The following is a 24,260-nucleotide window of genomic DNA, read 5'->3' as shown; positions in this document are numbered from 1 at the left end:
TGCCGTCACCGGCTCCTCCGATATGTGCGGTCACATCGTGACACGGGAGGGAGGGCAGGCCTCCTCCCTCCCCCAGGTGTCGGTCCGATAACGGACCGAGCACCCGCTCATTAGACCCTTGACACCCCTAAAGGTCTAGGCCAAGCTCCAGCTACTGGTCTACACCAATATGGATCAGATCCCGGCCCCACGGGCAGTACTTGGTGCTTTTTGAGTCACCGCGGCGGGCAAGGGAAGTTGCAGGCAGCATCCCTGAGGAGGGTGGCGTGAAGCGCAAGCTCATCGTGGCGGTCAGTGTCGTTGGCATGATGGCCGGAGTCGCGGCGTGCGGCAACGGCGGCGACGGTAAGGCCAAGGCCGACGGCCCCAAGGAGATCACCGTCTGGGTGATGGACGGCTCCGCGCCGAAGGCCTGGATCGATGCGGTCAACGCCGAGTTCTCGGCCAAGCACCCCGGTGTCACGGTCAAGGTCGAGACGCAGCAGTGGAAGGGCATCCAGGAGAAGGTCACGACGGCCCTCTCCGAGGACACCCCGCCGGACGTCCTGGAGCTCGGCAACACCCAGACCGCCGGTTACGCGGTCACGGGCGGCCTCGCCGAGCTGACCAAGGACAAGGCGAAGCTCGGAGCGGACGCCTGGGCGAAGGGCATGCTGGCCTCGGCCGAGATCGACGGCAAGCTCTACTCGGCTCCGTGGTACGCGGCCAACCGCGTCGTCATCTACGACAAGAAGGCCTACGCGAAGGCCGGCGTCACCCCGCCGACCACCCGCGACGAGTGGGTCGCCGGTCTGGAGAAGCTGAAGGCGGCCGACCCGAAGTCGCAGCCGATCTACCTGCCCGGCCAGAGCTGGTACGTCCTCGCGGGCTTCGTCTGGGACGAGGGCGGCGACCTCGCCACCAAGGACGGCGCCAAGTGGAAGGGTGGCCTCGCCACCCCCCAGGCCGCTTCCGCGATGGACTTCTACAAGAAGCTCCAGTCCTTCTCCACCGCCCCGAAGGACAAGGACGAGGCGACCCCGCAGCAGTCCGTCGACATCGTTCCCAAGGGCGGCGTCTCGTCCTGGATCGGTCTCGGCTGGGAGGCCGGCGGCGCGGAGAAGGCGCTGAAGGACGCGGGCAAGGAAGCCGACTTCGGTTACTTCCCGATCCCGGGCAAGACCGCCGACAAGCCGGGCACCGTCTTCCTCGGTGGCTCGAACCTGGCGATCGCCGAGCGCTCCAAGAACAAGGACCTCGCCAAGGAGTGGCTGGCCCTCGCCGCAGGCAAGGACCAGATGACCAAGTACGCCGCCGAGACCAAGGGCGCGCTGCTCCCGAACCAGGTGGGCGCGAACTTCGCCCCGCCGGCGGGCTCCTTCGCCGAGGCCATGGCCAAGGCCGGCGCCAACGGCAAGATCACCCCGGTGACCGCGGGCTGGGCGAACGTCGAGACCGAGCCGAACCCGATCAAGGACTTCATGACCAAGGTCCTGAACGGCACCGACCCGGCGAAGGCCGGCGCGGACGCGGACGCCGAGATCGCGAACCGCATCAACAAGTAACACCCGGCACCACTTGCGGTACCGCGGTACCGCAGTACCAGTAGTGATCGCACCGGGGGGTGCGGCGGGCGCCCTGAGCGCCCGCCGCGCCCCCGGTCGCGCATTGACAGAAGTAAGCGCCGCCTGCTCCGAGCGGGGAAGCGGGTGCGGGTCGCCACAGTCAACCGCGAGGAAGCCAGACATGACCGTGCACTCCCAGGGAGCGGCGACCTCCGCTCCACAGGACGCACCACAGAAGTCCGTCGGGGTGGCCAAGACGCCGCCGCCCGCCGGAGCCGGGGCAGCGTCCACGTCTCCTCGCGGGGGCAGAAAGTCGCTCCCGGCAGGGTGGTGGCCCTACCTCCTCGTCGGGCCGGCCGTGCTCAGCATGGCGGGCCTGCTGCTGTATCCGCTGATCAAGAACATCATCCTGTCGTTCCAGAAGGTCGACAAGATCGAGTTCATCCAGCGGAAGTCGCCGTTCACCGGTCTGGACAACTACACCCAGCTGCTGGGCGACTCGCAGTTCTGGACCGTCGTCGCCCGAAGCTTCGCCTTCACCGCGGCCAACGTCGCGCTGATCATGATCCTCGGCAGCCTCATCGGCATCCTGCTGAACAAGCTCGGCAAGTGGATGCGCCTGGTCCTGTCGATGGCGCTGGTGATGGCCTGGGCCATGCCGATCGTCGCCTCCGTGACCGTCTTCCAGTGGCTGTTCGACGAGCAGTTCGGCGTCATGAACTGGCTGATGCGCACGCTCGGCTTCTCCGGCTACGACCAGCACAACTGGTTCGAGACCGGCTTCGCCACCCTCGTGATCGTGACGGTCCTGGTGGTCTGGGGCTCGATCCCCTTCGTCGCCCTCAACATGTACGCCGGACTGACCACCGTCAGCGGCGAGCTGTACGAGGCGGCCCGGATGGACGGCGCCAACGGCTGGCAGACCTTCTGGAAGGTCGTCTTCCCGAACCTCAAGTCGTTCTTCCTCGTCACCACGTTCCTCGAGGTGATCTGGGTCTTCAAGGCCTTCACCCAGGTGTACGCGATGAAGGCCGGCGGTCCCGACCGGGGCTCCGAGATCCTGCCCGTCTTCGCCTACGTCGAGGGCCAGAGCCAGTTCCACTACGGTCTGGCCGCGGCGATCTCCGTCCTGACGATCCTGATGCTCGTGATCGTCATGTCCTTCTACTTCCGTCTGATCCTGAAGCAGGAGGAGGAGCAGTGACCACCACCACCGCCCCGAAGCCCGCGCCGTCCGCGAACCCCGCGCCGTCCGTGAAGCCCGCACAGGTGCGCAACCGCCGGCCGATCCGCCCCGGTGCCGTCGCCAAGAACATCGGCGCCCTGCTCCTGGCCCTCCTCTTCATCTTCCCCGTCTACTGGATGTTCTCCTCGGCGCTCAAGCCGTCCAGCGAGATCCTCTCCAAGGACCCCGTCTTCGTCTTCACCCCGACGCTGGACAACTTCACCAAGGCCACCGGCGTCGACCTGTTCTGGACCTACGTCACGAACAGCCTGATCGTCACCGTCGGAGCCGTCGCGCTGGCCCTGCTCGTCGCCCTCGCCGCGAGCTTCGCCATCGCCCGGATGAAGTTCAAGGGCCGCAAGGGCCTCGTACTCGCCGTGATGCTGGCTCAGATGGCGCCCTGGGAGGTCATGGTCATCGCGATGTACATGATCGTCCGCGACGCCGAGATGCTGAACAACCTCGGCGTGCTGACCGCGATCTACTTCGTGATGGTCCTGCCCTTCACCATCTGGACCCTGCGCGGCTTCATCGCCGCGGTCCCGGTGACCCTGGAGGAAGCCGCCCAGATCGACGGCTGCACCCGCGGCCAGGCCTTCCGCAAGGTGATCTTCCCGCTGCTGGCCCCCGGCCTGATGTCCACCTCGCTCTTCGGCTTCATCACGGCCTGGAACGAGTTCGCGATGGTCCTGATCCTGCACAAGGAGAAGACCGCGCAGACCCTGCCGCTGTGGCTGACCCAGTTCCAGACGGCCTTCGGCAACGACTGGGGCGCCACCATGGCCGCTTCCTCGCTCTTCGCGGTCCCGGTGCTGCTCATCTTCGTCTTCCTCCAGCGCAAGGCCGTCGGCGGCATGACCGCCGGCGCCGTGAAGGGATAACGGCCCATGACTGTCCTTGCGCACCGCACAGACACCCTGACCCGGGACGCCCTGGCGGTCCTCCAGCCCGGCTTCGAGGGCACCACCGCCCCCGCCTGGCTGCTCCGCCAGGTCGCCGAAGGCCTCACCGCCGTCGGCCTCTTCGGCCGCAACATCACCTCGCCCGAGCAGCTCGCCGCGCTGACCGCGCAGCTGCGCAGGGAGCGCGACGACGTGCTCGTCGCCATCGACGAGGAGGGCGGCGACGTCACCCGTCTGGAGGTCCGGGGCGGCTCCTCCTTCCCCGGCAACCTGGCCCTCGGCGCCGTGGACGACGTGGACCTGACCCGCGACGTGGCCCGCGAGCTGGGCCGCCGGCTCGCCGAGTGCGGGGTCAACCTCAACTGGGCCCCGTCCGCGGACGTGAACTCCAACCCGGACAACCCGGTCATCGGCGTACGGTCCTTCGGCGCCGACACCCACCTCGCCGCCCGGCACACCGCCGCGTACGTCGAGGGCCTCCAGGCCGCCGGCGTCGCCGCCTGCACCAAGCACTTCCCGGGCCACGGCGACACCAACGTCGACTCGCACCACGCGCTGCCGCGCATCGACGTGGACCTCGAAACCCTGGCCGCGCGGGAACTCGTACCGTTCCGGGCCGCCATCGAGGCCGGCACCAAGGCCGTCATGAGCGCCCACATCCTGGTGCCCGCCCTGGACCCGACCCGCCCGGCCACCCTCAGCCCGCAGATCCTGACCGGTCTGCTGCGCAAGGAGCTCGGCTACGAGGGCCTGATCGTCACCGACGGCATGGAGATGAACGCCATCGCCGGGACGTACGGCATCGAGCGCGGCTCGGTGCTGGCCATCGCGGCCGGCGCCGACGCCATCTGCGTCGGCGGCGGGCTCGCCGACGAGGGCACCGTGCTGAGGCTGCGCGACGCGCTGGTCGCGGCCGTCCGCGAGGGTGCGCTCCCCGAGGAGCGGCTCGCCGAGGCCGCCGCCCGCGTCCGTTCGCTGGCCGAGTGGACCCGTCAGGTCCGTCAGGGCGCGCGGCCGGAGGGGAGCAGCGCGCCCGGCATCGGACTGGCGGCGGCCCGCCGCGCGGTGGTCGTGACGGGCTCGCCCAAGGCGGCCGCCCCGGTGAACGCCCCGTACATCGCCACGCTCACCCCCGTCGCGAACATCGCGGTCGGCGACGAGACCCCGTGGGGGGTGGCCGGGGAAGTGTCCGCGCTGATCCCGGGCACCGAGTCGGGCGTGTTCCCGCAGGGTTCGACCGCCGCCGACGTCCTGGCCGCCGCGGGGAACCGCACCGTCGTCGCGGTGGTCCGCGACGCGCACCGGCACCCCTGGATGACCGAGGCGCTGGACGCGCTCGTCGCGGCGCGGCCGAAGACGATCGTGGTCGAGATGGGCCTGCCGCGGGCCGAGCCGCGGGGTGCGCTGCACATCGCGACGCACGGGGCCGCCCGGGTGTGCGGAAGGGCTGCCGCCGAGATCATCGCGGGGGTCTAGCGCGAGAGGCGACCGCCGGCCGCACGGACCGGAGCCGGGCACCCGTCACGGGGGTGCCCGGCTCCGCCGCTTCCGGCGGGCGAAACGGCGACACGGCCATACGGCGAAGGCCGGGCCTCCCAGAGGAGGCCCGGCCTTCGCCGTATCACCGCTCTACGTGTCTACAGACCCTGCCAGGCCGGCTTGTTGGCGTAGGTGTGGCGGAAGTAGTCCGCCAGCTTCAGCTTCGACGCGGCGGCCTCGTCCACGATCACCGTGGCGTGGCGGTGCAGCTGGAGCGCGGAGGCCGGTACGAGGGCGGACAGCGGGCCCTCGACGGTCTGCGCGACGGCCTCGGCCTTGCCCTCGCCGGTGGCCAGCAGGACCAGGTGGCGGGCATCGAGGATGGTGCCGATGCCCTGGGTGATGACGTGGTGGGGCACCTGCTCGATGTCGTTGTCGAAGAAGCGCGCGTTGTCCACGCGGGTCTGCTCCGTCAGCGTCTTGATGCGGGTGCGGGAGGCGAGGGAGGAGCAGGGCTCGTTGAAGCCGATGTGCCCGTCCGTGCCGATGCCCAGGAGCTGGAGGTCCACGCCGCCGGCCGCGGCGAGGGCGCGGTCGTAGGCGTCGCAGGCGCCGACGATGTCCTCGGCCGAGCCGTCGGGGCCCATGAAGGAGGCCTCGGACAGGCCCAGCGGCTCCACGACCTCGCGCAGGACGACCGCGCGGTAGGACTCCGGGTGCCCGGCCGGCAGGCCGACGTACTCGTCGAGCTGGCAGACCCGGGCCTTGGAGGCGTCGACCTGTCCGGCCTTGACCTTGGCGGCGAGCGCCTCGTAGATGGGCAGCGGGGTAGAGCCGGTCGCCACGCCGAGCAGGGCGTCGGGCTTGCGGCGGACCAGGGCGGCCATGGCCTCCGCGATGAGCTCGCCGCCTGCCTTGGCGTCCGGGACGATGACAACTTCCACGCGGGGCCTGCCGATCTGGAGTGTGACGATGTGGTATAGACCAATCTAGCAGAGGCGGGGCCCCGTTGCCGGGGTCTTCGCACACTCCATGGTGGTCCGGATCCGCCGCTCCGGCCTCCCGTGAAGGCGGCCCCGCCCGCGTGCTCCGGTACGCCGATCCCCCCGGTGTCCGGTGGGTGGCCCGCGTACGCCGCCCAGAGGGCCCCCTGTGCCCCCTTGATGCCGAGGCCCACCCCCTTTCGCGGGATGCGGACGCGTGGGGCGGTACGGGCGCGCGTGGGCGCCGGAGCGGGGCTGCGGGGGGACGTCCCGGCGGGCGCGCGACGGCGCGGGGCGGGGGAGGAACTGGAAGCGGTGGCGGAGCCGGCGACGGGGGCCTGGCCGCAGTGGGGCCGCCCTCCGAGGGCGCACGGCCCGCTGGATGCGCACGTTCCTCTGGGCCACGGTGCCGAACGGGACCCTCAGCCCGCCCGGCACCGTAGCCCGGAGTACTTACGGTCGACGGGTGTGCGGTGCCCGACGGCCGGTGGGAGGTGACGCGCGGTCAGGGCAGAGCGCGCGGCTTACCTCGATCCGTCCTCCTGTGCGGGGAGGGCGGAAGCTTTGATGCAATTGTGGACTAGACCAATCTGTTCTGTCCATCCAATGACGAGACCCGTGTTCCCGTCACTTCCTCCAAGCCTACGCGGAAGGGGGGTCTCCTGGATACTCCGAAGGATTGCGCTGAGGAAAGTCATGGCCCGTACCCGGGGTACGCTCGCCACGTGCCCTCCATGAACGACCTCGTACGCCAGCACACCGCTCTCAGTGAAACCGACCTGGAGTGGCTCCACCTGCTGGTCTCGGAGTGGCAGCTGCTCTCCGACCTCTCCTTCGCCGACCTCGTGCTGTGGGTTCCCACCCTCGACGGCAGCCGGTACGTCTCGGTCGCGCAGATGCGCCCGAACACCGGCCCCACCTCGTACCAGGACGACATGGTCGGCCATCTGGTCCCGCGCGGCCGCCGCCCGCTGCTCGACGCCGCGCTCGACGAGGGCCGCATCGTGCGCGAGGGAGACCCGGAGTGGCGCGAGGAGGTGCCGGTCCGCGTCGAGTCGATCCCCGTGCGCCGCGAGGGCAGGGTCCTCGGAGTGATCGCGCGCAATACCAACCTGCTCACTGTGCGTACACCCAGCCGGCTGGAGCTCACCTACCTCCAGTCCGCCTCCGACCTGGCCCAGATGATCGCGGCGGGCTCCTTCCCGTTCCCCGGGCAGCAGGTCGACATGGACGCCTCCCCGCGCGTGGGCGACGGCCTGATCAGGCTCGACGCCGAGGGCGTGGTGACGTACGCGTCCCCGAACGCGCTCTCCGCCTACCACCGGCTCGGCCTCGCCTCCGACCTGGTCGGCCAGCACCTGGGCACCATCACCTCCGAACTCGCGCCCTCCCGCGGCCCGGTGGACGAGGCCCTGGTCAAACTCGCCAGCGGCTGGGCCCCGCGCGAGACCGAGGCCGAGGGCAGCGGCGGGGTCATCCAGCTGCGGGCCATCCCGCTCAAGCCCAAGGGCACCCGGATCGGCTCGCTCGTCCTGTGCCGCGACGTCACGGAACTGCGCCGTCGCGAACGTGAATTGATCACCAAGGACGCGACCATCCGGGAGATCCACCACCGGGTCAAGAACAACCTCCAGACCGTGGCCGCGCTCTTGCGCCTGCAGGCCCGCCGCATGGATTCGCCGCAGGGGCGCGAGGCGCTGAACGAAGCCGTCCGCCGCGTCGGTTCGATCGCGATCGTGCACGAGACGCTTTCTCAGAACCTGGACGAGCGGGTCGAGTTCGACGAGATCGCCGACCGCGTGATCGCGATGGTCTCCGAGATCTCCCCGGGCAAGGTCGACTGCCGCCGCACCGGCCGCTTCGGAATCCTGGACGCGGAGGTCGCCACCCCGCTGTCGATGGTGCTGACGGAGATCCTCCAGAACGCCCTGGAGCACGCCTTCACACAGGGCGAGGGCGGCACCGTGGAGGTGTCCGCGGCCCGCTCGGGCACCGGCCGCGACGACGCCCGGCTGCTGATCTCGGTGGTCGACGACGGCTGCGGTCTGCCCGAGGGGTTCGACCCGCAGCGGGCCGGCAACCTCGGGCTGCAGATCGTGCGGACCCTGGTCGAGGGCGAACTCGGAGGGACCTTCGACATGGTGGCGTCCGAGCCGCGCGGCACCAAGGTCGTCCTCGACATACCGGCCAGCCCGCAGAAGTAGCGCACCGTCCGGTCACTCAGGGTGACGCCCAGGGCTCCGGCCGGGGTCCGGACAGCACTGAACCCCGTACCGAATGGTTTTCGGTACGGGGTTCGAGAGCACGTTGCTGAGCGCTTATATGGGTACTACGCGCTGCGGCTCGAGGCTCGAAAGTCGATGTCAGGCGGTTGCGTTGCGCGCCCGATTGCGAGCGGCGCGGCGCTTCATTGCGCGGCGCTCGTCCTCGCTGAGACCGCCCCAGACACCGGAGTCCTGACCGGACTCGAGCGCCCACTGCAGGCACTGCTCCATGACGGGGCAACGGCGGCAGACGGCCTTGGCTTCCTCGATCTGCAGCAGCGCAGGACCGGTGTTGCCGATGGGGAAGAAGAGTTCCGGGTCTTCCTCGCGGCAAACGGCGTTGTGACGCCAGTCCATGGCTGCTCCATCTCCTTGTATTGCGGGCAGGTTGCTTGTGAATGTGAACGCTTTCACGAATCCCTTCGTGAGGGAAGGGAGACCACCCAGTTTGGTCAAAAAGTCGCCCTGGGAGGCCGGAGATTCGTGGAGGGGTTCTGGCGGTCTGTGTGGGTGCCGGGTTCTGCGGGCTGTCCCGATCGCCATGTAGAGATTCGCAAACCTCGGACGGGGATACAACCCCTTCCGGAAAGTTTTTTTTGATTCGTCGGTGTCTACTAGGTCACAGCCCTACTTCCTAGGGGTGGACCGGCGTGTAAACGTTCGAGTGAAAGGCCTTTCGGCCCTTCCGCTCACACAATCACACGCAGTGCACGGCGTACGCCTGTGAACCGAACGCTGGTGCGCAGCCCGAGGTGGTCTCCGTCCATCTGGAACGGAAGCGGCACCTTGGAATGCAAGGTGAAGTCCGTCAGATCGTGCAGAGACACCGCATGCTTGCCGTGCGGACCACGCTCAGGAGTCGAGGTCAGGAGCTGTGTCGCGTAGCGAGCGACCGCCGGAGTTGACAAACGGTCCAGTGCCAATACGTCAAGCGCAGTATCGAACGACGCCTCCGGGGAGGCGTAAAGCGGCCGGTTGCCCAGGTATGTCCAGGGTGACGTGTTGCACACTATCGACAGCACCAGATCCGTCACCGGATCCGCGCCGGGCCGCTCCAGCGTCACCATGCCGTGCCGGCGGTTGGGCTCTTCCCAGAACTGGCGCATCAGCTGTCGCACGTACAGGGCATGGGTCGAACGCTTGCCCCGTTCCCGCTGCTGTTCGACGCGGCCCACCACGCCCGCGTCGAAGCCGAAGCCCGCGCAGAAGGTGAACCAGCGCGCCGGAACCGACTCGTCCTCCGTGCCCGGGGTGCCGGCCGCGAGTCCCAGGCCGACCGTCCGCTCGCGCCGCTCGCGCAGTGCGTCCAGCAGGGCGCCGGTCGCCTCGACCGCGTCGTTGGGCAGGCCGAGCGCGCGGGCGAAGACATTGGTGGAGCCGCCGGGGACCACCGCGAGCCCGGGCAGCCGGTCCGGATCGGGTCCCTCGTGCAGCAGTCCGTTGACCACTTCGTTGACGGTGCCGTCGCCGCCGAGGGCCACCACCAGGTCCATGCCGGTCTCGGCCGCCCTGCGGCCCAGGTCCCGGGCGTGGCCGCGGTATTCGGTGGTGACCGCTTCCAGCTTCATCTCGCTGGCGAGGGCGTGGGTCAGGACGTCGCGCGTGCGCGCACTGGTCGTCGTCGCTGCTGGGTTGGCCACGAGGAGTGCACGCATGGGCGTCAGCCTACCGACCCCTTCCGGCGCCGCCCATACTGGCCGTCCCCTCCGGGTGCGGGAGGGGCGCGGCTACCCTGCTGGGGTGAGTACGAAGCCCACCCCCACCGAGTCCGCCGTCCCCGCCGCGCTGCCCCGCAGGCTGACCGCGGCCGCCGCGCTCACCGCGCTGGAGGGGCTGGCCCTGGCCGGGCCCGGCGTCGCCGATCTGTACACGGGGGTCGCCGGGGGCGCCGACCCCGTGCAGGCCCTCACCGGCGGGGTCACCCTGCTGGTCCTGGCCGCGCTGCCGCTGGTCGCGGCGCGCGGACTGCTCCTGCGCCGCCGCTGGAGCCGCGGCCCGGCGCTGATAACCCAGCTGATGTCGCTGCCGGTCGCCTGGATGCTGTGGGGCGCGGAAGGGGCGATGAAGGCGGCCGCCGTGGCGCTGGCCCTGACCGCGGTGGCCGTCACGGCCCTCCTGGTGAACCCCAAGGCGACCGAAGCGCTGGGCATCGGACCCGCGGAGCAGGCCCGATAGCCCGTACGACCGGCTTTTTCCACGAGGCCTTCCACTCCTCGGCCTACTGCTCGGCCTACTCCTCGACCAGGAGCTTTTCGCGGAGCTGGGCCAGGGTGCGGGCCAGCAGCCGGGAGACGTGCATCTGGGAGATGCCGACCTCCTGGGCGATCTGCGACTGGGTCATGTTGCCGAAGAACCGCAGCAACAGGATCCGCTTCTCGCGCGGAGGCAGTCCTTCGAGCAGCGGCTTGAGGGACTCGCGGTACTCGACGCCTTCCAGTGCCTCGTCCTCCGAGCCCAGGGTGTCCGCGACCGCCGGCGACTCGTCGTCGGTGTCCGGGACGTCCAGCGAGAGCGTGCTGTAGGCGTTGGCCGATTCCAGGCCCTCCAGCACCTCCTCCTCGGAGATCCCCAGCCGTTCGGCCAGTTCGTGCACCGTGGGGGAGCGGCCGTGCTGCTGGGACAGTTCCGCCGTCGCCGTGGTCAGCGAGAGCCGCAGCTCCTGCAGGCGCCGGGGGACCCGTACGGCCCAGCCCTTGTCGCGGAAGTGGCGCTTGATCTCGCCGACCACCGTGGGCGTGGCGTACGTGGAGAACTCGACCCCGCGGTCCGGGTCGAAGCGGTCCACCGACTTGATCAGACCGATGGTGGCGACCTGGGTCAGGTCGTCCAGCGGCTCGCCGCGGTTGCGGAAGCGCCGGGCCAGGTGCTCGACCAGCGGCAGGTGCATCCGTACGAGCCGGTTGCGCAGCTCCGCCTTCTCCGTCGAGCCGTCGGGCAGCGCCCGGAGCTCGATGAACAGGGCCCGCGCGCCGCTGCGGTCGCGCGGATCCGGGAGTGGCAACGGCGCGGTGAACACCGGGGCCGCGAAGGCTCCGGGGGTGTCCGCGGCAGATGCGTCCGTGGACGGTGTGTCCGAGGCCGGGGTCACCGGCGGGGCCGTGGCAGCGGCCCCCGGTGGCTGGACCGGCAGTGTTTGGTCGTGCTGGTTCTCGCTCACAGGGCCCGCCCGTCGCTCCGCCGAGTCCAAAAAGCCGTTTTCCGCATCCGTGTCAGCCGGGTGCGGCCGGGCGTGCTGCTGCTCCGGAATGCCGCCGTCGACCTCGTGTCCTACCCGGGGCCGATCCCCGCCCCGCACCGGGACCTCCCCGCCGCTCACGCCGGGCCTGGTCCCGCGCCGCGCTGTTTGTAGAGGCTGATGCTCACCGTCTTGTTCTCCTCGACCGTGGCCTCGACCTTCCCGGCGAGTGCCGAGAGGACCGTCCACGCGAACGTGTCGCGCTCCGGTGCCCGGCCGTCGGTGGTCGGGGCGGAGACGGTCACCTCCAGCGAGTCGTCGACCAACCGGAAGACGCAGCTGAGGACGGAGCCGGGCACGGCCTGCTGGAGCAGGATCGCGCAGGCCTCGTCCACCGCGATGCGGAGGTCCTCGATCTCGTCGAGGGTGAAGTCCAAACGTGCCGCGAGGCCGGCCGTGGCCGTCCGCAGCACAGACAGGTAGGCACCCGCAGCGGGCAGCCGGACTTCCACGAAGTCCTGGGTCCCGGGCTCGCCTGCGATCTGGGACACCCTCACCTCCAAGGTGGTACGAGCTCTGTTCGCCGGTGACGCTATCGCGATCCGGGCGATCGTGTCGCGGCACCCCTGTCGGAGGGTGCAGAACCCCTTTGAACTTAGCTGCACAGAGCTGGCCGCGAGGCCGTACCTGCGACCAGTGACTGATGGTAAGCCCATGGGGACGCACAGTGGCTAGGGGTCTGCGGGCCCAAATCAGGGGAACCGGCGGAGGGTTGATCTACCCCACTTCAGACGATCGAACCGTCGACAAAACACCATCGCCAGGTCTCACCCGGTTCGAAGCTGCGCATCACCGGATGTCCGGTCTCCCGGTGGTGCGCCGTGGCGTGCCGGTGGGGCGAGGAGTCGCAGCAGCCGACGTGCCCGCACCCCAGGCACAAGCGGAGCTGGACCGGATGGCTGCCGAGTGCCAGACATTCGGGGCAGGTCTGGGCAAGCGGGACCGGCTCGGGGCGCGGCAGTTCGGGAACGTGGGTGCACTCGCTCATGATGGCCAGCGTACTGAGGTGCGGGCGCACGGGATGACATGACTCAAGCGAGGATGATCTTCGATGGAGGTATTGCCGCTGGTGGCGCTGGTCGCCGGCTGTGCGGTCGTCGCGGGCCTGGCCCGCCGCACCCCGGTGCCCGCGCCGCTTCTGCTGGTCGCCGCCGGACTGGCCGCGGCCTACGTGCCGGGCGTGCCCGAGTACGGCCTGGACCCGCACATCGTGCTGCCCCTGCTGCTCCCGCCGCTGCTCTACACGGCCGCGGTGGACAGCTCGTACCTGGACCTGCGGGCGAACATCCGGCCCGTGGCGCTGCTCTCCGTGGGGTACGTGCTCTTCGCGACCGTCGCCGTCGGGTACGCGGCGTACCTGCTGGTGCCGGGGCTCTCGCTGCCGGTGGCACTGGTGCTGGGGGCGGTCATCGCCCCGCCCGACGCGGTCGCGGCGACGGCCATCGCCCGCAAGCTCGGACTGCCGAACCGGATCACGACCATCCTCCAGGGTGAGTCCCTGGTCAACGACGCCACCGCGATCACCGCCTTCAAGGTCGCGCTGGCGGCGGCGGTCGGGGCGAGCGCCGGCTGGACGGACGGGATCCGGGAGTTCCTGCTGGCCTCGGTCGGCGGTGTCGCGGTCGGCCTGCTGCTCATGGTCCCGATCCACGTCCTGCGCACGAAGCTGCGCGAACCGCTCCTGCAGAACACCCTGTCGCTGCTGATCCCCTTCGTGGCCTACGCGGCCGCGGAGCGGGTGCACGCGTCCGGAGTACTGGCGGTCGTGGTGGTCGCGCTGTACCTCGGGCACCGCAACTGGCAGGTCGACTTCGCGACCCGGCTCCAGGAGGAGGCGGTCTGGAAGGTGGTCGCCTTCATCCTCGAATCGGTGGTCTTCGCGCTGATCGGGCTCCAGTTGCCGGTGGTGCTGCAGGGGCTGGGGGAGTACGAGGGCGCGGCCGCGGCGGGCTACGCGGTGGTCGTGTTCCTCGTCGTGGTGGCGGCCCGCTTCGCCTGGGTCTTCCCGGCGACGTTCCTGCCGAGGCTCTCGCCCCGGATCCGCGCGCGCGAGCCGGAGACGAGCTGGAAGGCGCCGGTCATCGTGGGCTGGGCCGGCATGCGGGGCGTGGTCTCGCTGGCGATCGCCTTCTCCGTGCCGGTCGGCGTGCCGCACCGGAACCTGATCCTCTTCCTGACCTTCACCACCGTGATCGGCACCCTGGTGGTCCAGGGCCTGACCCTGCCGCCGCTGATCCGGCTGCTGCGGCTGCCGGCCAAGGACACCCACGCCGAGACCCTGGCGGAGGCCCAGGCCCAGAGCGAGGCCTCGCGGGCGGCGGAGGACCGCCTGACGGAACTCCTGGCCTCCCCCTCGAACGCACTGCCGCCCCCACTGGCGGACCGGCTGCGCACGGTGCTGGAGCGGCGGCGCAACGCCGTGTGGGAGCGGCTGGGCGAGGTCAACGCGGTGACGGGGGAGTCCGCGGACGACGTCTACCGCCGCCTGGCGGGGGAGATGATCGCGGCGGAACGCGAGGTCTTCGTCTCCCTGCGCGACGCCCGCCGCATCGACGACGAGATGCTGCGGGCCCTGCTGCGCCGCCTGGACCTGGAGGAGGCGGCGGCGTACCGGGAGGAAGCGGGCTGAGGCCGGGCCGGAGGGCAGCCGGGGGCGGGGCCGGGGGTGGGGCTTACGGGCGGCCCGTGACGACCGCCGCCAGGGCGGTGCCGCGGGGGAAGGCGCCCGCGCGGGTCAGGTCGAGCAGGGCCCAGAGGAGCTTCGCCACGTAGATCCGCTCCACCGGCAGGCCGTGGCGGGACTCGAAGTCCGCCGCGAACTCCGCCAGCCCGGCGGGGACGCGGCCGTAGCCGCCGTGGGCGTAGCCCTCGGCCAGCGACCAGTCGCCCGCCGGACCGCCGAACGCGGCCGCCTGGAGGGAACGTATCTCCGCCTCCAGGAAGCCGCCCCCGACCACCGGAACTCCCAGCGCCCGCCCGCCCGCGCCGAGCCCCGCCGCCAGCCCGGCCAGGGTGCCCCCGGTGCCGCAGGCCACCGCGGCCACGTCGCAGGCACCGCTCAGCTCGCGGCCCAGCTCGGCGCAGCCGTGCAGCGCGAGCGCGTTGCTGCCGCCCTCGGGGATCACGTAGGCCCCCTCCGCGCCCGCCAGTGCGGGGAGCCCGGCCTTGTCCCGGTAGGCCGACCGGGTCACGAAGTGCAGCCGCATGCCGTCCGCCGCGCACCGGGCCAGCGAGTCGTTCAGCGGCCGCCCCGCGAGCTCGTCCCCCCGTACGATCCCCACGGTCGCCAGCCCCAGCAGCCGGCCGGCCGCGGCGGTGGCCCGGAGGTGGTTGGAGTAGGCCCCGCCGAAGGTCACGAGCTCCGGGTGTCCGCCCGCGAGGGCGGCCCGCAGATTCGGCGCGAGCTTGCGCCACTTGTTGCCGGGCAGCTCCGGATGCACCAGATCGTCCCGCTTGAGCAGCAGCCGGACCCCGTGCGCCTCGAACCGCTCGTCGCGGACCTCCCGCAACGGCGAGGCCGGGCGGGGGCGCAGGATCAGCTCGGGGCCGGCGTCGGGGCGTGTGCCGGTGCCGGGGTCGACTGGATGTTCCACCCGCCCATTGTGTGCCGCTGTGTTCCGCGCCCGCGCAGGGAGGGCGGGGAGTCAGTGCCGGCGGGTGTCGGCTCCAGACCCTCGAAGAGGGTTCCCGGTCACCGCCCTCGGTCCACCACGCCATGGTCTCCCTGCTGTACGGCGGCCGGCCGGGCGGTCGGCCGGGCCGTCGGCCGGGGGCTACTTCAGGCGCTCCTCGACGCGGGTGCGCATCGAGGCCATCGTGAAGCCCTTCGGGTCGATCTTGCCCGGGCGCCATTCGAGGTGGCCGATGACCGAGCGGGCGGTCCAGCCGTGGGCGCGGCACAGGGCGGCGGACGCGCGGGCCATGGCGTCGAGTTGGGGGGCCGGCCAGGGGTCCTCGCCGTCGCCGAGGTTTTCGCATTCGAAGCCGTAGAAGTGGCGGTTGCCGTCGGTGTTCGCGTGCTGGTCGGGCGGGAGGCGCTTCTCGGCGATCACCGCCGCCAGGACGTCGGAGTCGCCCGCGCCGGCGTGGTTGGTGCGGCCGTGGCCGACCAGGTGGACCCGGCCGTCCTTGGTGATCACGCCGTGGCAGAGCGGGCCGGGGAGGGCCGCGTCACCGTCGCGGCAGAGCCTGACGGTGTACGCGGTCCCGTGCGTGACGGTGTGGTGGAGCATCACCCCGTGCACCGGGCCCCAGGGGCCCTTGTGGTTGCGGTTGCGGGTGCGCCAGCCGCCGACTTCGACGACCGTCAGGCCCTCGGCCTTCAGGGCGCCGATGAACCGGTCCGCGGACAGGGGTACGGACATGACCGCCTCCTTTTGCTGTGAGTAGTCACTCGGTTACTCAACGCTTAATGGAAGCGGTCATTCCGTCGCAAGGGCGCGCACCCGGCGCACGGTTCACGCCGAGGCGAGCCAGAGGTCGGGGCCGAAGACCTCGTAGTGGATGTCGGCGGGGGCGACGCCCTTGGTGATGAGCTGTTCGCGGGCCGCCCGCATGAAGGGGAGGGGGCCGCAGAGGTAGGCCTTGGTGCCGGGGGCGACGGGGATGGCGGCGAGGTCGAGGCGGCCTTCGTGGTCGCCGGGCTCGGCGTCGGCTTCGTACCAGAAGTGGGCGGCGGCGTCGGGGAGTTTGGCGGTGAGGTCGCGGTGGCCGGTGCGCAGGGCGTGGTCGGCGGGGGAGCGGTCGGCGTGCAGGACGGTGACCGGGGCGGTGTGGGCGGTGTCGGCGAGGTGTTCCAGCATGGAGAGCATCGGGGTGCAGCCGATGCCCGCCGAGGCGAGGATGACGGGCGCGGTGGTGTCCTGGAGGACCAGGTCGCCGTAGGGGATGGAGACGCGCAGGGTGTCGCCGGTGCGGATGTGGGCGTGGAGGTGGTTGGAGACCTCGCCGTCGGGGCCGGTGGCGGCGGGGCCGTGGACCCGCTTGACGGTGATGGAGCGGGTGGGGGAGCCGGGGGCGCTGGAGAGGCTGTACTGGCGGATCTGGCGTGCGCCGTCGGCCAGTTCGACCTGGACGGAGACGTACTGGCCCGGCTTGAACGACGGCGCCGGGGCGTTGTCGGCGGGGGTGAGGTGGAAGGTGGTGCAGTCCGCGGTCTCCTCGACGCGGGCGGCGACCGTCCAGGTGCGCCAGACGTCGCCGGCGAGGACCTGCTGCTCGGCGTAGAGGCGTTCCTCGATGGTGATGAGGGCGTTCGCCATGAGCCAGTAGACCTCGTCCCAGGCTTCGGCGACCTCGGGGGTGACGGCTTCGCCGAGGATCTCCACGATGGCCTCGAAGAGGTGCTTGTGGACGATCGGGTACTGCTCGCGGGTGACGCCGAGCGAGGCGTGCTTGTGGGCTATCCGGCCCAGCATGACGTCGGGGCGGGCGTCCGGGTGGTCCACGAGGTGAGTGGCGAAGGCGGCGATGGAGCCGGCGAGGGCCTGCTTCTGCAGGCCGGCGTTCTGGTTGCCGCGGTTGAAGAGGTCGCGGATCAGTTCGGGGTGGGCCGCGAAGAGCTTCCCGTAGAAGAGCTCCGTGATGTCGCCGATGGCCGCGCCCACGGCGGGCAGGGTGGCTCGTACGGTCGCGGTCGACTTCTCGGAAAGCATCGGGTGACTCCTCGGGTCGGGATGGGTCGCAGAACTGGAATGTGAGATGCGTATTTATGGGCAGGGTTGCGGGCGTCTGCAGTGATACGGATCTCTGTTCGAAGTGTCTATGGACGTCAGGCTATGCGGGCCCGGTGCCGGTGCGAACCGGCCATCCGGCCTGCGTCGTCAGGGTCTTCCGGCCCCGGTCGATCCGCCCGAAATGCCCAGCAGGAGCGGCCCGGTCGGGGCTGCGACCAGGTCGTTCACCGTCAGCGGGTCCAGGGAGGCGAAGAAGGCCTCCTGGGCCCGGCGGAGCGCCCCGCGCAGGATGCACGCGCTCCGCAGTGGGCATGCGACGGCGCCGTCGCAGTCCACGACGTCGCCGGCGCCCTCCAGCTCGCGGACCACCCCGCCCACCGAGGCGGCGCGCCCGGCGGGGGTCAGGGTGAGGCCGCCGCCGCGTCCGCGGCGGGCTTCGACCAGACCGAGATGCTGCAGCTTGGCGACCACTTTCGCGGTGTGGGTGTACGGGACCTCCATGGTCGCCGCCACGTCGCGGGTGGTCGGGAGGTCCGCCTCCGCGACGGCCAGACGCATCAGGACGCGCAGGGCGAGGTCGGTGAATCGGGTCAGCCGCATGGGTCCAGCGTAGAAAACTTGCATCCACCGTGCAAATTTAAACGGCGGCCGCCGTGCGGATGGCTGAAACGAGTGGGGTCCAAGTGTCCCGTGGGGCGGGAGTTGAGCTCAAGAGAGTGCCCAGCCACGGACGGAGTAATCCCACCCTTTTGTGTAATGGTCCGACCACGGTCCGTGCTGAAAGGCTCCTTCCGCAGATTCATGGAGTGATCGAAGGGAAAATTCATGTCGGTCCAGGCAGGTTCCGAATCCGAGACCCAGGCACCGCAGCGCAGTCTGGGGACATCGGCCGCGCGGAACTTGGCAACCACGACCAAGTCCGCGCCGCAGATGCAGGAGATCACCTCGCGGTGGCTCCTGAAGATGCTCCCCTGGGTGTCCGTCCAGGGCGGCACGTACCGCGTCAACCGGCGGCTGAGCTACTCCGTCGGCAACGGCATCGTGGAGTTCATCAAGACCGGCACGCAGGTCCAGGTGATTCCGGCGGAGCTGGGGGAGCTCCCGGTTCTGCGCGACTACGACGACCCCGACGCGCTGGCCGAACTCGCCGCGCGCTGCCACCAGATCGACTTCGAGCCGGGCCAGGAGCTCACCTCCTTCGGCAGCCCCGCCGACAAGGTGTTCCTGCTCGCCCACGGGCGCATCGACCAGATCGGCCCCGGTCCCTACGGCGATGACGCCGTCCTGCAGACCGTCGCCGACGGGGCCTTCTTCGGCGAGGGCTCCCTCGTCGACGAGGAGGCCATCTGGGAGTACACCGCCCGCGCCGCCACCGCCGGCACCGTGCTCGTCCTCTCCCGCCAGGACTTCCAGATCCTCGCCGACCGCGTCGACTCGCTGCGGGCGCACCTGGATTCCGTACGGGCCCTGCCGGAGCAGCGCACCAACAAGTACGGCGAGGCCGCGATCGACCTCTCCGCCGGCCACCAGGGCGAGGCCGTGCTGCCGGGCACCTTCGTGGACTACGAGGCCCGGCCGCGCGAGTACGAACTCTCCATCGCGCAAACGGTTCTGCGCGTCCACACCCGAGTCGCCGACCTGTACAACCAGCCGATGAACCAGACCGAGCAGCAGCTCAGGCTCACGGTCGAGGCGCTGCGCGAGCGCCAGGAGCACGAGATGCTCAACAACCGCGACTTCGGCCTCCTGCACAACGCCGACTACGACCAGCGCATCCAGTCCCACGACGGCGCGCCCAGCCCCGACGACATGGACCAGCTGCTCAGCATGCGGCGCGGCTCCAAGTTCTTCCTGGCGCACCCCAAGGCCATCGCCGCCTTCGGGCGCGAGTGCAACAAGCGCGGGCTGTACCCGGAGTCGGTCGAGATCGGCGGGCACCGGGTGCCGTCCTGGCGCGGGGTCCCGATGTTCCCGTCCAACAAGATCCCGATCAGCGACGCCCGTACGACCTCCATCCTCTGCATGCGCACCGGCGAGGACGAGTCGGGCGTGATCGGCCTGCACCAGCCCGGGATCCCGGACGAGATCGAGCCGAGCACCTCGGTGCGGTTCATGGGGATCAGCGAGCAGGCGATCATCTCCTACCTGGTCACCACCTACTTCTCCGCCGCGGTGCTGGTGCCGGACGCGCTCGGCGTCCTGGAGAACGTCGAGATCGCCCGCTGGAGCTGACCCGGCCGGCTCCGGCGCCGACGCCGGGGCGATGGGCACGAGGCAGGACGGGACAGGACGGGACGGAGCGCACACGCCATGTCGACCACTGAGGCGATCACCACCAGCGAGGGGCAGGAAGCCGCCGTCCTGCTGGAGCGGACGAGGGAAACGGTCAACCCGGAACTGCGCCGGACCGTGGAGAGCCTGCCGGGCTCGATGCGGCACGTGGCGATGTACCACTTCGGCTGGGAGCGGGAGGACGGCACCCCGGCGGCGGGCAGCGCCGGCAAGGCCATCCGCCCCGCCCTGGTGCTCGCCGCCGCGCAGGCCCTGCGCGGGGACGGGTTCGCCGCGGAGGCCGTACGGCCGGCCGTGGCCGTGGAGCTGGCGCACAACTTCACGCTGCTGCACGACGACGTCATCGACAAGGACGTGCGCAGGCGCGGCCGGCCGACGGCCTGGACGGTCTTCGGCACGTCGGACGCGATCATCACGGGCGACGCCATGATGGCGCTCGCGCTGCGGCTGCTCGCCGAGGACCCGCACCCGGCCTCGGCGGCCGCCTCGGCGAGGCTCGCCGCCTGCATCGTCGAACTGTGCGCGGGCCAGCAGGCGGACTGCGCCTTCGAGCAGCGCCACAGCGTCTCGCTCGACGAGTGCCTGACCATGGCGACGGCCAAGACGGGGGCCCTGCTGGGCTGCGCGTGCGCGCTCGGCGCGCTGTACGCGGGGGCCGGCCCGGACGAGGTCGACGCCATGGACGCCTTCGGCCGGGAGGCCGGGCTGGCGTTTCAGCTCATCGACGACCTGATCGGCATCTGGGGGGACCCCGGCCACACCGGCAAACCCGCCGGGGCCGATCTGCTGGCCCGCAAGAAGTCCCTCCCGGTCGTGGCCGCCCTCACCTCGGGCACCGCGGCGGGGGAGGAGCTGGCCGCGCTGTACGCGGGCCCCATGACCGGGGACGACGTGGGCAGGGCGGCCGCGGCGGTGGAGCGGGCCGGCGGGCGGGACTGGGCGCAGGCCCATGCCGCCGACCGGATGGGGCGGGCGGTGCAGCAGCTGTCGCGGGCCGTCCCGGACCTCGGGGCGGCGGGCGGACTGCTGGCGCTGGCGGAGTTCGTGACGCGGCGTACGAAGTAGCCATGTAGGGGCGAGGGGGAAGCCCCGGAGGCCTGTTCCGGCACCGCACGGTGCCGGAACGGGCCTTTCTGCGTCGGTGGGTCAACTCTAGGATCGCTCACGGTTGTTGACGCGTGAGTGAAGTGAAGGGTGTGACCCATGGTGCTGGAGATACGTCAAGCCGGTCAGTCGGACCGGGATGCCGTGGCGCGGCTGCTCGACGAGGCCTTCCGCAGCGATCCGGTGAGCAGCTGGGTGTTCCCGGACCCGGAGCACCGGGCCGCGGTGCACGGGAAGTTCCTGGGCGTCTTCGTGGACGTGGCGCTGGCCGAGGGCCGGATCGACTACGCGGCGGACGGTTCGGCGGCGGCGCTGTGGCTGCGGATCCCGGCGGGCGATCCGGACGCCGAACACGTCGAGGACGAGGTCCCGGCGAAGATGCGGGCCGTGGCCGACCCGGACAACGAGCGGTGCGAGCTGGTGGGCAGGCTCACGGGCGCCGTGCACCCGATGGCGGAGGAACACGAGTACCTGCTGATGATCGCGGTCGCCCCGGGGCGGCAGGGCGAGGGGCTGGGCACGGAGCTGATCCGGCCGGTGCTGGAGCGCTGCGACCGCGAGGGCGTGCCGGCGTACCTGGAGGCGAGCAGCGAGCGCAGCAAGGGGCTGTACGAGCGGCTGGGCTGGCAGTTCACGGGCGAGGCGGTGCGGCTGCCGGACGGGCCGCTGATGTGGCCGATGTGGCGCAAGCCGCAGTGATCCCGATCGCCGGCGGATGATCCCTTGCCAGACCACTTCACCTGAAGTACTTTGATCGACGTGCCTCAATGGGGGTGCACTGTCGAACGGAAGAGAATCGCTTGCGCAAGCTCACGTACTTCGTCGCCACCTCGGTCGACGGCTTCATCGGGGCCCCGGACGGCGACGCCGACTTCATCTACAGCCACCTCGACGGCGAGTTCATCGATCACCTCAAGGCCGAGTACCCGGAGACCATCTCCGCCCCGGGGCGCGCCCAGCTCGGGATCGCGGACGCCGAGCCCAAGCACTTCGACACGGTGCTCATGGGGCGCGGCACGTACGAGCCCGGCCTCAAGCTGGGCCTGACCAGCCCGTACGGGCACATGCGCGAGCAGTACGTGGTCTCGCGCTCGCTCACCACCGCGCCGGACCCGGCGGTCCGGCTGATCGAGGGCGACCTGGTGGGAGCGGTCCGGGAGCTGAAGGCCCGGGACGGGCTCGGCATCTGGCTGTGCGGCGGAGCGGACCTCGCGGGGCAGCTGATCGACGAGATCGACGCGTTCGTCGTCAAGACCTACCCGGTCTTCGTCGGCACCGGCATGCCGATGTCGCGCGCCGGGTTCGGGGCGCGCCCCCTGGAGCTGACCGGGTTCAAGGCCCTCGGCGGCGGCCAGGTCGTCACCTCGTACGCGGTCAAGCGCTGACCCTTCTGCGGCGTCCGGCTGCCGGCCCGCCGAAGCGGCGAAACCGGCCTACCGTGGAGGTATGGCCGGTGAACAGCGGGAGCAGCAGGCGCACGGGACGGTCGCCCCGCGGGCCGGGCACGACCAGCAGTCGTGCCCGGCTTGCGGGAGCCCCGTCGACACGATGGTGGGACGGCGCAAGTCCCTGGGGATCTTCGTCCCGGCGTGGACCCCCGGTCCCTGCCGGAACCGGGAGTGCACGGCGTACGAGCCCGGGTACGAGGAGCCCCGGGCCGAGGAGCCCCGGGCCGAGGGGTCCCCGATCGAAGGGTCCCCGATCGAAGGGTCCCGGGCCGAGGGGGCCTAGCCCTTCGCGTCCAGGCCGGACGCGACGAGGCCGTTCGCCCACAGCTGGTTGACGCGCGAGCGCTCGGCGGAGTTCGGGTTGGCGTTCTGGCAGGAGGTGCCGGGGCCGCCGCCGGACATCAGCTCGCTGCACGGGCCCGAGTAGTGGTCCGGCAGACCGAGCACGTGGCCGGTCTCGTGCGAGGTCACGCGGGTGGAGTTGTACTGCTGGTTCTGCCGGTAGTCCAGGAAGATGTAGCCCTGGCCGTGGCCGTTCGTGCTCGCGTACGAACCGCGCGAGTCGTTGCCCTCGTAGTACGCGAAGTTCCCGCCCGAGGACACCTCCTGCAGTTTGACGTTGGTCACCGAGCTGTTCCAGATCTGCGTGGAGCGCGCTATCTGGGTGCGGAAGCTCGGCGCGTTGCGGGTGTTGTAGGTGACGGTCACGGCCGCCAGGCCCGGGGTCGCGGCGCGCTGCTGGGCCACCGAGCGCTGCACGGCCTCGAAGAAGGCGCGGTTGGCGGCCTGGTTCTCCTTCGACTGCTCGTACGCGGCGTACGTGCTCGGGCTGCCGGCGCCGGCGGAGGCGGTGGCGGTCGTGCCCGGGACTACGGCGCCGAGGACGGCGGCGATGCCGAGGCCGACGGCGGACAGAGTGGTCTTGCGGGAGTGGCGCATGTGGGGGACTCCTGCTCATCCGGTGCTGTGGGGGGTCGTTCGGTACCGGAGTCTGCGGGAGCGGGAGGGGGCGGCGGATGATGTCAGACCCCGATAACGCCGGGCTATCGGGGGGATTTCGGAAGCCCAACTACCGTGAGAATGGCGGGATTCGAGGGGATACCGGTTACTGGTGCGGTCGGCTCGCACCGGCCTACTCTCGGGGCATGGAGCTTGAGGTCAGGCACCTGCGCGCCCTGTGCGCCATCGCCGACGCCGGCAGCCTGCACAAGGCCGCCCGGCAGCTCGGCGTGAGCCAGCCCTCCCTGACGACCCAGCTGCGGCGCATCGAACGCGCCCTGGACGGGGAACTGTTCCTGCGTGAGCGCACCGGATGCCGGCCGACTCCCTTCGGGCGCACCATACTCGGGCGGGCGCGGCCGCTCCTGGCCGAGATGGCCGCCCTCGTCGCGGAGGCCCGGGCGCTGTCCCAGGGGCCCCGGCTGCGGATCGGCTCGACGGCCAGCCGCGCCCTGCCCGGCTGGCTGCGGCGGCTGCACCGGCGGCTGCCCGACACGGAGACCGACCTGATGGTCGACGTGTCCGCCAACGCGCTGCTGCGGATGACGGCCGCGGGCCGGCTCGACGTGGCCTTCGTGCACGAGGTGGAGGGCAGCCCGCTGCGGGTGCCTCCCGGACTGGAGTTACGGGTCCTGATGGAGCGCGAGCCGCAGTTCGTGTCGATGTCCCGGGACCATCCTGCGGCGGCCCGCTCGGTGGTGGAGCTGCGCGACCTCGCCGCCGACCGGTGGACCGTGGACCCGTCGGTGGACGGGGAGTGGGACGGCCTGCGCCGGGTCCTCGCGGGCGCCGGCCTCGACCCGCAGCTGCTGCACGCCGATTACCACACGGCCGCCTCGCTGATCGTCTCCGGCGAGGCCGTCGCCCCCTGCCAACCCACCTCAGGACCGCGCGAGGACATGGCGATCCGGCCGCTCTCGGGCGACCCGCTCGCCGTACGCCTCCTCCTCGCGACCCGCCCCGGGGTGCACGCGCAGGTGTCCGAGGGGGTGTACGAGGACCTCCGCGCGGCCTACCGCGAAGCGGCCCTGGGCACTCCCCCCTACCGCGCCTGGCTGGCGCGCAACGCGAGCCCGCTGCTGGCGGCGTAGGGCGGGGTCCGGGCGCCCC

At 71.0% G+C, this 24,260-nt stretch carries 24 protein-coding genes; 13 read left to right on the top strand and 11 right to left on the bottom strand.

Annotated features, from left to right (window positions below; genetic code table 11):
• Positions 1–266 precede the first annotated feature (266 nt).
• The 4 genes from OHA37_RS12505 to OHA37_RS12490 all read left to right on the top strand — a co-directional run bounded on the left by OHA37_RS12505 (position 267) and on the right by OHA37_RS12490 (position 5,147).
• Positions 267–1,544, top strand: a complete 1,278-nt coding sequence (locus tag OHA37_RS12505; protein ID WP_266904649.1) for an extracellular solute-binding protein — start codon at positions 267–269, stop codon at positions 1,542–1,544.
• 181 nt (positions 1,545–1,725) lie between these two features.
• Complete coding sequence (locus OHA37_RS12500; RefSeq protein ID WP_266904647.1) at positions 1,726–2,748, top strand: carbohydrate ABC transporter permease; 1,023 nt, start codon at positions 1,726–1,728, stop codon at positions 2,746–2,748.
• A gap of 83 nt (positions 2,749–2,831) precedes the next feature.
• Complete coding sequence (locus OHA37_RS12495) at positions 2,832–3,650, top strand: carbohydrate ABC transporter permease (protein WP_443046298.1); 819 nt, start codon at positions 2,832–2,834, stop codon at positions 3,648–3,650.
• Positions 3,651–3,656: 6 nt separating this feature from the next.
• Positions 3,657–5,147 (top strand): glycoside hydrolase family 3 protein, encoded by a 1,491-nt coding sequence (locus OHA37_RS12490; RefSeq protein ID WP_266904645.1) that lies wholly within the window; start codon positions 3,657–3,659, stop codon positions 5,145–5,147.
• Positions 5,148–5,308: 161 nt separating this feature from the next.
• Here the strand turns inward: OHA37_RS12490 and nagB are convergent, their stop codons facing one another.
• Positions 5,309–6,094 carry a glucosamine-6-phosphate deaminase gene (nagB, locus tag OHA37_RS12485; RefSeq protein WP_266904643.1) on the bottom strand — a complete coding sequence of 262 codons (786 nt, stop codon included), beginning with the start codon at positions 6,092–6,094 and terminating at the stop codon, positions 5,309–5,311.
• A 773-nt stretch (positions 6,095–6,867) separates the two neighbouring features.
• On the opposite strand from nagB, the gene OHA37_RS12480 reads away from it, so the two are divergent.
• Entirely contained in the window at positions 6,868–8,337 is a 1,470-nt protein-coding gene (locus OHA37_RS12480; RefSeq protein WP_266912719.1) for a sensor histidine kinase, read from the top strand.
• A gap of 159 nt (positions 8,338–8,496) precedes the next feature.
• On the opposite strand, the gene OHA37_RS12475 is transcribed toward OHA37_RS12480, so the two are convergent.
• Entirely contained in the window at positions 8,497–8,754 is a 258-nt protein-coding gene (locus tag OHA37_RS12475; protein WP_004937597.1) for a WhiB family transcriptional regulator, read from the bottom strand.
• A 332-nt stretch (positions 8,755–9,086) separates the two neighbouring features.
• On the bottom strand, positions 9,087–10,052 hold the full coding sequence (locus OHA37_RS12470; RefSeq protein WP_266904641.1) for a diacylglycerol/lipid kinase family protein: 966 nt from the start codon (positions 10,050–10,052) through the stop codon (positions 9,087–9,089).
• Positions 10,053–10,137: 85 nt separating this feature from the next.
• Here OHA37_RS12470 and OHA37_RS12465 point away from each other — a divergent pair, with 85 nt between their 5' ends.
• Positions 10,138–10,572: a hypothetical protein gene (locus tag OHA37_RS12465; RefSeq protein WP_266904639.1), complete on the top strand. Its 435-nt coding sequence runs from the start codon at positions 10,138–10,140 to the stop codon at positions 10,570–10,572.
• Positions 10,573–10,627: 55 nt separating this feature from the next.
• On the opposite strand, the gene OHA37_RS12460 is transcribed toward OHA37_RS12465, so the two are convergent.
• From OHA37_RS12460 to OHA37_RS12450, 3 genes are all read right to left on the bottom strand, one after another.
• A complete protein-coding gene (locus OHA37_RS12460; protein ID WP_266904637.1) occupies positions 10,628–11,713 on the bottom strand; it encodes an RNA polymerase sigma factor SigF in 1,086 nt (361 codons plus the stop codon).
• A complete protein-coding gene (locus tag OHA37_RS12455; RefSeq protein WP_214949331.1) occupies positions 11,710–12,123 on the bottom strand; it encodes an anti-sigma regulatory factor in 414 nt (137 codons plus the stop codon). The genes OHA37_RS12460 and OHA37_RS12455 overlap by 4 nt, the downstream gene beginning before the upstream one ends.
• A 236-nt stretch (positions 12,124–12,359) precedes the next feature.
• A complete protein-coding gene (locus OHA37_RS12450) occupies positions 12,360–12,620 on the bottom strand; it encodes a UBP-type zinc finger domain-containing protein (protein WP_250750367.1) in 261 nt (86 codons plus the stop codon).
• 63 nt (positions 12,621–12,683) lie between these two features.
• Here OHA37_RS12450 and OHA37_RS12445 point away from each other — a divergent pair, with 63 nt between their 5' ends.
• Positions 12,684–14,261 carry a Na+/H+ antiporter gene (locus tag OHA37_RS12445; protein WP_266904632.1) on the top strand — a complete coding sequence of 526 codons (1,578 nt, stop codon included), beginning with the start codon at positions 12,684–12,686 and terminating at the stop codon, positions 14,259–14,261.
• Between the two features lie 43 nt (positions 14,262–14,304).
• On the opposite strand, the gene OHA37_RS12440 is transcribed toward OHA37_RS12445, so the two are convergent.
• The 4 genes from OHA37_RS12440 to OHA37_RS12425 form a co-directional block, all read right to left on the bottom strand.
• A complete protein-coding gene (locus OHA37_RS12440; protein WP_266904630.1) occupies positions 14,305–15,225 on the bottom strand; it encodes a 1-aminocyclopropane-1-carboxylate deaminase/D-cysteine desulfhydrase in 921 nt (306 codons plus the stop codon).
• 180 nt (positions 15,226–15,405) lie between these two features.
• Entirely contained in the window at positions 15,406–15,996 is a 591-nt protein-coding gene (locus OHA37_RS12435; protein WP_266904628.1) for an N-acetylmuramoyl-L-alanine amidase, read from the bottom strand.
• 93 nt (positions 15,997–16,089) lie between these two features.
• Entirely contained in the window at positions 16,090–17,286 is a 1,197-nt protein-coding gene (locus OHA37_RS12430) for a globin domain-containing protein (RefSeq protein WP_266904626.1), read from the bottom strand.
• A gap of 168 nt (positions 17,287–17,454) precedes the next feature.
• Positions 17,455–17,907, bottom strand: coding sequence for an RrF2 family transcriptional regulator (locus OHA37_RS12425; protein ID WP_266904624.1), 453 nt, complete (start codon positions 17,905–17,907; stop codon positions 17,455–17,457).
• A 225-nt stretch (positions 17,908–18,132) separates the two neighbouring features.
• On the opposite strand from OHA37_RS12425, the gene OHA37_RS12420 reads away from it, so the two are divergent.
• The 5 genes from OHA37_RS12420 to OHA37_RS12400 all read left to right on the top strand — a co-directional run bounded on the left by OHA37_RS12420 (position 18,133) and on the right by OHA37_RS12400 (position 22,434).
• Positions 18,133–19,539: a family 2B encapsulin nanocompartment shell protein gene (locus OHA37_RS12420; RefSeq protein WP_266904622.1), complete on the top strand. Its 1,407-nt coding sequence runs from the start codon at positions 18,133–18,135 to the stop codon at positions 19,537–19,539.
• Between the two features lie 78 nt (positions 19,540–19,617).
• A complete protein-coding gene (locus OHA37_RS12415) occupies positions 19,618–20,664 on the top strand; it encodes a family 2 encapsulin nanocompartment cargo protein polyprenyl transferase (RefSeq protein ID WP_266904620.1) in 1,047 nt (348 codons plus the stop codon).
• 138 nt (positions 20,665–20,802) lie between these two features.
• Positions 20,803–21,402 (top strand): GNAT family N-acetyltransferase, encoded by a 600-nt coding sequence (locus OHA37_RS12410; protein ID WP_266904618.1) that lies wholly within the window; start codon positions 20,803–20,805, stop codon positions 21,400–21,402.
• 101 nt (positions 21,403–21,503) lie between these two features.
• Complete coding sequence (locus tag OHA37_RS12405) at positions 21,504–22,088, top strand: dihydrofolate reductase family protein (protein WP_266904616.1); 585 nt, start codon at positions 21,504–21,506, stop codon at positions 22,086–22,088.
• Between the two features lie 61 nt (positions 22,089–22,149).
• Complete coding sequence (locus OHA37_RS12400; RefSeq protein ID WP_266904614.1) at positions 22,150–22,434, top strand: hypothetical protein; 285 nt, start codon at positions 22,150–22,152, stop codon at positions 22,432–22,434.
• Here the strand turns inward: OHA37_RS12400 and snpA are convergent.
• Complete coding sequence (snpA, locus tag OHA37_RS12395; protein ID WP_266904612.1) at positions 22,431–23,090, bottom strand: snapalysin; 660 nt, start codon at positions 23,088–23,090, stop codon at positions 22,431–22,433. The genes OHA37_RS12400 and snpA overlap by 4 nt on opposite strands.
• A 206-nt stretch (positions 23,091–23,296) precedes the next feature.
• Between snpA and OHA37_RS12390 the strand changes: the two genes are divergently transcribed.
• Positions 23,297–24,241: a LysR family transcriptional regulator gene (locus OHA37_RS12390; RefSeq protein WP_266904610.1), complete on the top strand. Its 945-nt coding sequence runs from the start codon at positions 23,297–23,299 to the stop codon at positions 24,239–24,241.
• Positions 24,242–24,260 lie beyond the last annotated feature (19 nt).

This window comes from Streptomyces sp. NBC_00335 (assembly GCF_036127095.1).
Classification (GTDB): Bacteria; Actinomycetota; Actinomycetes; order Streptomycetales; family Streptomycetaceae; genus Streptomyces.
The sequence above is the reverse complement of the archived record's forward strand: the minus strand, read 5'-3'. Positions and strand labels throughout refer to the sequence as shown.